Origin of the sequence: Streptomyces sp. NPDC056948 (genome assembly GCF_042674225.1) — a bacterium.
Taxonomy (GTDB): Bacteria; Actinomycetota; Actinomycetes; order Streptomycetales; family Streptomycetaceae; genus Streptomyces; species Streptomyces purpurascens.
In genome coordinates, this window is sequence record NZ_JBHUQX010000011.1 from 39,989 (window position 1) to 48,192 (window position 8,204).

5 protein-coding genes and 1 pseudogene are annotated in these 8,204 nt (G+C 73.2%); 4 read left to right on the plus strand and 2 right to left on the minus strand.

The annotated features are described in order from the left end of the window. Window positions 1–17 precede the first annotated feature (17 nt). Window positions 18–620: a DinB family protein gene (locus ACFTZL_RS02905; protein WP_382577448.1), complete on the plus strand. Its 603-nt coding sequence runs from the start codon at window positions 18–20 to the stop codon at window positions 618–620. A gap of 39 nt (window positions 621–659) precedes the next feature. Here the strand turns inward: ACFTZL_RS02905 and ACFTZL_RS02910 are convergent. Next, a pseudogene (locus ACFTZL_RS02910) lies at window positions 660–855 on the minus strand (hypothetical protein); the annotation flags it as partial. 193 nt (window positions 856–1,048) lie between these two features. Beyond that, window positions 1,049–2,383 carry a 4-aminobutyrate--2-oxoglutarate transaminase gene (gabT, locus tag ACFTZL_RS02915; RefSeq protein WP_382577450.1) on the minus strand — a complete coding sequence of 445 codons (1,335 nt, stop codon included), beginning with the start codon at window positions 2,381–2,383 and terminating at the stop codon, window positions 1,049–1,051. A 252-nt stretch (window positions 2,384–2,635) separates the two neighbouring features. Between gabT and ACFTZL_RS02920 the strand changes: the two genes are divergently transcribed. The 3 genes from ACFTZL_RS02920 to ACFTZL_RS02930 all read left to right on the plus strand — a co-directional run bounded on the left by ACFTZL_RS02920 (window position 2,636) and on the right by ACFTZL_RS02930 (window position 8,142). Beyond that, window positions 2,636–4,765, plus strand: coding sequence for an ATP-binding protein (locus ACFTZL_RS02920; RefSeq protein WP_382577452.1), 2,130 nt, complete (start codon window positions 2,636–2,638; stop codon window positions 4,763–4,765). Between the two features lie 123 nt (window positions 4,766–4,888). Then, window positions 4,889–6,583, plus strand: coding sequence for a PucR family transcriptional regulator (locus ACFTZL_RS02925; RefSeq protein ID WP_382577453.1), 1,695 nt, complete (start codon window positions 4,889–4,891; stop codon window positions 6,581–6,583). A 113-nt stretch (window positions 6,584–6,696) separates the two neighbouring features. Further along, a complete protein-coding gene (locus ACFTZL_RS02930) occupies window positions 6,697–8,142 on the plus strand; it encodes an aldehyde dehydrogenase family protein (protein WP_382577456.1) in 1,446 nt (481 codons plus the stop codon). Window positions 8,143–8,204 lie beyond the last annotated feature (62 nt).

The window sequence follows — 8,204 nt, forward strand, 5'->3', positions numbered from 1 at the left end:
GGTGCCAGACTCCCGGCATGACCGAACCCCACCCGAAAGCCGACCTGCTCCGTTACCTCCAGGACGCCCGTGACGCCCTGCTCTGGAAGCTCGAAGGGCTCTCCGAGTACGACGTCCGCCGCCCGTTCACGCCGACCGGGACCAACCTGCTGGGCCTGGTCAAGCACGTCGCCGGGGTGGAGCTTGGGTATTTCGGCGACACGTTCGGGCGGCCCTACTTCGTCGAGGAACCGCCCCCGCCCTGGTGGTACACGCAGGACGCCGAGCCCAACGCGGACATGTGGGCCTCCGCCGACGAGACGCGCGAGCAGATCGCCGGGCTCTATCGCGCGGCGTGGGAGCACTCGAACCGCACGATCGAGACACGGGCACTGGAGGCGACCGGTCATGTCCCGTGGTGGCCCGAGGAGCGCCGGGAGGTGACGCTCCACCACATCCTGGTCCGGGTGATCGCCGACACGCAGCGGCACGCCGGCCACGCCGACATCGTGCGCGAACTCATCGACGGCAGTGTCGGGCTGACGAAGAGCACCGACAACATGCCGGAAGGCGATCGGGACTGGTGGGAGAACCACCGACGCCGGCTGGAGCGCGTCGCACGGGAGGCCGGTGACAGCTGATCCGGCTCGCGAACCGCGGCGAAGAGGAGAGGGAGAAGAAGAGGGAGGTCGGCCGCCCCGGAACAGGGGGGGTAGTTCCGAGGCGGCCGTCCGGATCGGAACGTCGCGCGCCCCGGGGGGTTTGGGGCGGGCGACTGTCCGATCGGTGAGGAGATCCAGAGCCTCAGGCTCCGGTTATGTGCGCGAGGGCACGACCAGGTCGAAGCTGGGGAGGCCCCGGCCTGATGTCACCCACAGTCCCCTGTGGGCGGGGGTGTATCTCTCATCTGGGTAGAACCTACGACAGGGGCTGGGCGGAGGACAGGCCGTAGGGCCGCCTGTCATCCACCTCGCACACCTTCTTCACACGCTCTGACGCTCGCCGCCCCGGGAGCGGAACCGCGACGGCTCACCTGCCCCGGCGGCGGCTCAGATGCGCAACTGCCGTGTCAGATACGGGCGAAGGCCTGCTCGATGATGTCGAGGCCCTCGTTCAGCAGGTCCTCGCCGATCACCAGCGGGGGCAGGAAGCGGAGCACGTTGCCGTAGGTGCCACAGGTCAGGACCAGCAGGCCCTCCGCGTGGCAGGCCTTGGCGAGCGCGGCGGTCGCCTCCGGGTTCGGCTCCTTCGTGGCACGGTCCTTGACGAGCTCGATGGCGATCATCGCGCCGCGCCCGCGGATGTCGCCGACGATGTCGAACTTCTCGGCCATCGAGGTGAGGCGGGCCTTCATGACCGCCTCGATGTGCTTCGCCCGGGTGTTGAGGTCGAGCTCCTTCATCGTCTCGATGGAGCCGAGCGCACCGGCGCAGGCGACCGGGTTGCCGCCGTAGGTGCCGCCCAGGCCGCCCGCGTGCGCGGCGTCCATGATCTCGGCGCGACCGGTCACGGCGGCCAGCGGGAGACCGCCGGCGATGCCCTTGGCGGTGGTGATCAGGTCGGGGACGATGCCCTCGTCCTCGCACGCGAACCACTGGCCCGTACGGCAGAAGCCGGACTGGATCTCGTCGGCGACGAAGACGATGCCGTTGTCCGAGGCGAACTGGCGGATCGCCGGCAGGAAGCCCTTGGCCGGCTCGATGAAACCGCCCTCGCCGAGCACCGGCTCGATGATCACGGCGGCCACGTTCTCCGCGCCGACCTGCTTGCTGATCTGGTCGATGGCCTGCGCGGCGGCCTCGGGGCCCGCGTTCTCCGGGCCGGTCGGCCAGCGGTAGCCGTACGCCACCGGCACCCGGTAGACCTCGGGCGCGAACGGCCCGAAGCCGTGCTTGTACGGCATGTTCTTCGAGGTCAGCGCCATCGTCAGGTTGGTCCGCCCGTGGTACCCGTGGTCGAAGACCACCACGGCCTGGCGCTTGGTGTGGGCGCGGGCGATCTTGACGGCGTTCTCGACGGCCTCGGCGCCGGAGTTGAAGAGGGCGCTCTTCTTGGCGTGGTCACCGGGGGTCAGCTCGGCGAGCGCCTCGGCGACCTCGACGTACCCCTCGTAGGGCGTGACCATGAAACAGGTGTGGGTGAAGTCGGCGAGCTGGGCGGAGGCCCGGCGGACGACGGCCTCGGCGGAGGCGCCGACGGACGTCACGGCGATGCCCGAGCCGAAGTCGATGAGCCGGTTGCCGTCGACGTCCTCGATGATCCCGCCGCCCGCACGCGCCGTGAACACGGGCAGTACGGAGCCCACGCCCTGCGCGACCGCGGCGGTGCGGCGGGCCTGCAGCTCCTGCGACTTCGGTCCGGGGATGGCGGTGACGACGCGGCGCTCCTGCGGAAGTGAGGTCATGCGGGGCTCCTGGGGTGGTGCGGACGGTGTTCTGCGGACGCTTGGCTTCTTTTCTCGCAGGCTAGGGCGGGGAAAGGGGGGTGGGCATGCTCCATGTGGGCGTTGTCGGCGGGGCGGCTTGTCCGGGGTGGACATGGCGCTCTGGTGGGCTGCTGCCCACGACCCGGCCGCGTAAGCGGTGAACTCCCCAGGGGAGGGCGTTAGATTGGCTCGCTGATGGTGGACGGAGCGGCTGGTCAGGGGGAAAGGGCGATGGACAGCGACGGGACGCAGGAGGCGCGGGGTACGCAAGCGAATCCCGTACCGCGTCCGGCGGGAGCGCCGGAGGTGCCTGCGATGCCTCCCCGGCCGCCGCGGGCGCCGGAAGCACCGCCGCCGGACGGGTCGGCCTTTCTCACCTGGCTGCGCGCCTCACGGCCCGACGCGGCACCGGGCGTGTGGCGGTTCGGGCACCGGCCGCGGCCCGCGGAGGAGCCCGAGGAGATCCCCACCCGGCAGTTGCTGAGCGGGGCGCTGATCGCCTTCCTCGTGGGATGGCTGATCTGGTCGCTGCTGCAGAACGGGTACCTCGGCAACTGGTGGTGGGTGCCGTTCGACCTGATCATTCCCGATGCCTGGCGCGGCGGCGACAGCGATCTCGGCGAGACCGGCACGTTCATCGTGTACCAGGGGTACGAGCTGCTCGTCGCCCTGGCGATCATGGTCGGGGTGGCCCGGCTCGGCCGCTGGGGCGAGGTGTGGCGCCGCTTCGTCGTCCCCCGCTTCCGCCGGCCGGAGCCCCGGACGGCACCTCGGGATCCTCAGGACGACCCGGCCCAGTGGAACGAGCTCCGTGCCGCCGGAGCCGCCGACGCCGCCGAGCGGCTCGCCGCCGAGGCCCGCTCCGGGCTCATGCGGGACGTCGACCACGCCCGGATCCTCCGCGCCTGGCAGGGCGTGCGCACCGGACGGCACAGCCTCGCCACCTTCAGCTCCACCGTCCTGCGGGACGGCGCCGCCGCCTGCCTCCACCCCTCCGGAGAGCGCGACCTGCCGGCGCGCCTCGCCCGGCACGACCTCGTCACCGGGCAGGTGCGGCTGGGGACCACGGTCGACGACACCCGTAACCCGTACGCGTACCGAGGCGCGGGGCTCGGTCTGGGGCCCGATCTGCTCGGTACCTCGCTCGTGGCCGTCGGCCCCGCCGGGTCCGGCAAGACCGGTACCGTCGTCCGGCCGCTCGCCGAGTCGCTGTGTCTGCACGCGCTGGCCGGACGGGCCGCCGTGGTCGTGGTCGGAGGGGCGGGCGCGGGGCTCGGGCCGGCCGACGCGTACGACGTCGTCGTGCGGATCGGGAACCAGGACTCCGAGTACGACCTCGACCTGTACGGCGGGACCGCCGACCCGGACGAGGCCGCGGCCGTGCTCGCCGAGGCACTCGTCGGGGACCTCGCCGATCCGCACCCGGGCAGTGACACCCGGCGCTCCACGACCGTCCTCGCCCAGCTCCTCGGACCGTTCCGGGCCGTGCACGGGCGTTTTCCCTCCGTACCGGAGCTGCGGCAGCTCCTGGACGGGTCGTCCGGGCCGTTCGCCGCGCTGCGGCAGGGGCTGCAGGACGGCGGGCAGGAGTCGCTGCTGCGGGAGCTGGACGCCCGGGAGCGGCAGATGGGGCAGCCCGGAGATGTCGGCGGGGTGCTCGCGGACCGGGTCGCGCTGCTGGACCGGCCCGCCTTCGCCTCGTTCTTCGACACGTCCGGGGCCACCCGGCCCTTCACGCTCAAGGCCCTCGACCACCCCGTGCGGGTGCGGATCGATCTGCCCGAGCGCGGGCACGCCGACGCCTCCCGGATGCTGGCGCGGCTGGTGCTCGCGCAGTTCTCGGCGAGTGTCGCGGTGCGCGAGGACCGGTCGCTGTTCGCCTGCCTGGTGCTGGACGACGCGACCGGCGTGGTGACGCCGGAGGCCGTGCGCGGCATCCAGCGGCTGCGGTCGGGCAACGCCGGTGTCGTGCTCACCCTGCGGACGCTGGACGACGTGGCCCGGCCGCTGCGCGGACCGCTGCTCGGGGCCACCGGCTGCCGGATGGCGCTGTCGGGGCTCACGCCCTGGGACGGGCAGGACTTCGCCGAGGTGTGGGGCAAGGAGTGGATCGAGGCCCGGGACGTCACCGACCGGCAGATCATCGCCGAGACCCCGGCGGGCAAGGCGGTGCACATGCTGCGCCGGGTGATCACCGGCAAGGCGCCGACCGCGCGGGCGGTGACCGTGCGGCAGGTCGAGCGGGAGCGCTGGTCCGCGTCCGAGCTGGCGCACGGAGTGCCGGCGGGGCACGCGGTGCTGTCGCTGACCGACGTCAAGGGTGAGCACGCGCCACCGCTGCTGGTGGATCTTCGGGGCTGACCTCTACGAGCCGGTGCGGTACGCGGGGACCGTACGGTGAGGCAGAATCGTCACAGGTCGTTCATACGCGACGGCCAAAAGAGCACAAAGATCACACAGCCCTGACGCAGACCTGAAGGCCTCATGCCCCCGACGCTCGCCTCGCTCGTCCACCACTCCGCGCTGAAACTGACCGTGCGGGCGGGCGAAGACCGCCTCGACGTGCCGGTGCGCTGGGCACACGTCAGCGAGCTCGCCGACCCCGTGCCCTACATGGAGGGCGGGGAACTGCTGCTGATCACCGCGCTCAAGCTGGACGCCGAGGACCCGGAGGCCATGCGCCGTTACGTGCGGCGGCTGGCCGGGGCCGGAGTGGTCGGGCTCGGCTTCGCCATAGGCGTCAACTACGAGGAGACGCCCAAGGCGCTCGTCGACGCGGCCGGGGAAGAGGGCCTGCCGCTGCTGGAGGTGCCGCGCCGCACCCCCTTCCTCGCCATCAGCAAGGCCGTGTCCGCCGCGATCGCCGCCGACCAGTACCGGGCCGTCACGGCCGGGTTCGCCGCCCAGCGCGAGCTGACCCGGCAGGCGCACACCGGCGGGCCGGAGGGGCTGCTGTCCGCCCTCGCCTCGCAGGTCGACGGATGGGCGGCGCTGTACGACGCCTCGGGCGCCGTCGTCGCCACGGCACCCGAGTGGGCCGGGCGGCGGGCCGCGCGGCTCACCGGCGACGTCGAGCGGCTGCGGGAGCGGCCCGCGCCCGCCTCCTCGGTGGTCGGCGGGCCGGAGAACGAGGACCGGGTCGAGCTGCACACCATCGGCACGGGCCGGCGCCCTCGCGCGGCCCTCGCGGTCGGCACGGCCGCCGCCCTCGGCACCGCCGAGCGCTACGCCGTCCACTCGGCCATAGCGCTGCTGACCCTGACCACGGAACGCTCCCGGTCCCTCCAGGCCGCCGAACAGCGGGTCGGCGCGGCGGTGCTGCGCATGCTGCTGGCCGGGGAGCCGGACCACGCGCGAACGGTCGCCGGGAGCCTGTACGGCGCGCTGCTGGACGCGCCGTTCCGCATGCTGGTCGCGGAGCGGGTGCCGGTGTCCGCGTCGGCCGCGCTGACCCGTGCCGAGGCCCGGGCCGGCGCCCCGGCCGTGGACCGGCCGTCGGCCGCCGCGCTCGCCGCCGCCGACACCGGCGGCGACCCCCTCGCGGCGCTCGCCGACGTCATGGAGTCCGCCGCGGCCCGGGCCGGCGAGGCCGTCCTGGTGGTGCCCGAGGGGGAGCGGCTGGTGGTGCTGGCCGCGGACCGCGGTGCCGCCGCCGCTGCCTGCGGGGAGTACGCGGCCGCCCTGGAGACGGCCCGGGCCGGCACGCGCGAGAAGGCGCCGGGCGGCGAGGAGGCCGAACTGGTCGTGGGCCTGTCGGCACCGGCCGGGCCCATCGCCGCCTCCTCCGCGTACAAACAGGCCGAGCAGGCCCTGTCGGTGGCCCGGCGGCGCGGACGCGTCCTGGTGGAGCACGAGCAGATGGCGGCCGGATCCGTGCTGCCGCTGCTGGCGGACGACGCGGTGCGGGCCTTCGCCGACGGGATGCTGCGGCCGCTGTACGAGCACGACGCCACGGGCCGCGGCGACCTCGTCGCCTCCCTGCGCGCCTGGCTGTCCCGGCACGGCCAGTGGGACGCGGCGGCGGCCGACCTCGGCGTCCACCGGCACACCCTGCGCTACCGCATGCGCCGCGTCGAGGAGATCCTCGGCCGCTCCCTGGACGACGCGGACGCGCGGATGGAGCTCTGGCTGGCCCTCAAGGCGACGACCACGGAGCCGGCCCCGTCCGCCAAACCGTAGTGTTCGCGGCCGGTACTGCTACATCCCGTACAAACGCCGTTCGGCCACCCCGCCCCTACCGTGGGAACCCGCAGCACAGGAACCACCCCCGACGCCGAAGGGCCGGAACTGAGATGACTTCCACCCACGCCTTCTGGCTCGCCGGCCGCCAGGCCACCGGCGAGGACACCTTCGACGTCAGCTCCCCGTGGGACGGGCGGCTCGTCGGCAAGGTGAGCGTGCCGACGGACGCGCAGGTCGAGGAGGCCGTGGCCGCCGCGTACGCCGTGCGGGAGGAGTTCGCCGCCACCCCCGCCCATGTGCGGGCCGCCGCCCTCGACCACGTCAGCAAGCGTCTCGTCGAGCGCACCGAGGAGATCGCCCGGCTGATCTCCGCCGAGAACGGCAAGCCGCTCAAGTGGGCGCGCGGCGAGGTCGGACGGGCCGTGTCCGTCTTCCGGTTCGCCGCCGAGGAGGCCCGGCGCTTCAACGGCGGTGAGGCCCAGCGCCTCGACACCGACCTGGGCGGCCAGGGGCGGCTCGCCCTCACCCGCCGCTTCCCGAAGGGCGTCGTGCTCGGCATCGCGCCCTTCAACTTCCCGCTCAACCTCTGCGCCCACAAGATCGCCCCGGCCATCGCCGCCGGCGCTCCGATCATCCTGAAGCCGGCCCCGGCCACCCCGCTGTCCGGCCTGATCATCGGCGAGCTGCTCGCCGAGACGGAGCTCCCGGCGGGCTCCTGGAGCGTCCTGCCCGTCGCCAACGACAAGATGCCGGCCCTCGTGCAGGACGAGCGCCTGCCCGTCATCTCCTTCACCGGCTCCGAGAAGGTCGGCTACGCGATCATGGACTCGGTGCCGCGCAAGCACTGCACCCTGGAGCTGGGCGGCAACGGCGCGGCCGTCGTCCTCGCCGACTGGGCGAGCGACGAGGACCTGGACCGGGCGGCGCAGCGCATCGCCACCTTCTCCAACTACCAGGGCGGCCAGTCCTGCATCTCCGTCCAGCGCGTCATCGCCGACGCCGCGGTCTACGACCGGCTGCTGCCGCGCGTGGTCGCCGCCGTCGAGGCCCAGGTCACCGGTGACCCGGGCGACGACGCGACCGACGTCGGCCCGCTGGTGAGCGAGGACGCCGCCCGGCGCGTCGAGACGTGGGTCCAGGAGGCCGTGGACGCCGGTGCCGCGCTGCTCACCGGCGGCAAGCGGGACGGCGCCTCGTACGCGCCGACCGTCCTGGCCGACGTACCGGCCGACGTCACGATCTCCTGCGAGGAGGTCTTCGGGCCGGTCCTCACCGTGCGGAAGGTGAACGGCGAGGCCGAGGCCTTCGCCGCCGTCAACGACTCCAAGTACGGCCTGCAGGCGGGCGTGTTCACGCACGACCTCCAGACCGCCTTCCGTGCCCACCGGGCCCTGGAGGTCGGCGGTGTCGTCGTCGGCGACGTGCCGTCCTACCGCGCCGACCAGATGCCGTACGGCGGCGTCAAGCAGTCGGGCGTGGGCCGCGAGGGCGTGCGGTTCGCGATGGAGGACTACACCTACGAGCGCGTGCTGGTCCTGACGGGGATCGACCTCTAGCTCATGGGAACCATTTTCATATAGGCTTGGCGAAGAGGCCCGGCACCGATGCCTTCCGGTGC

Excerpts from the sequence above, each read along its gene's own strand:
- ACFTZL_RS02905 (WP_382577448.1), top strand. The coding sequence starts at position 18 with ATGACCGAACCCCACCCGAAAGCCGACCTGCTCCGTTACCTCCAGGAC.
- gabT (WP_382577450.1), bottom strand. The coding sequence starts at position 2,383 with ATGACCTCACTTCCGCAGGAGCGCCGCGTCGTCACCGCCATCCCCGGA.
- ACFTZL_RS02920 (WP_382577452.1), top strand. The coding sequence starts at position 2,636 with ATGGACAGCGACGGGACGCAGGAGGCGCGGGGTACGCAAGCGAATCCC.
- ACFTZL_RS02925 (WP_382577453.1), top strand. The coding sequence starts at position 4,889 with ATGCCCCCGACGCTCGCCTCGCTCGTCCACCACTCCGCGCTGAAACTG.
- ACFTZL_RS02930 (WP_382577456.1), top strand. The coding sequence starts at position 6,697 with ATGACTTCCACCCACGCCTTCTGGCTCGCCGGCCGCCAGGCCACCGGC.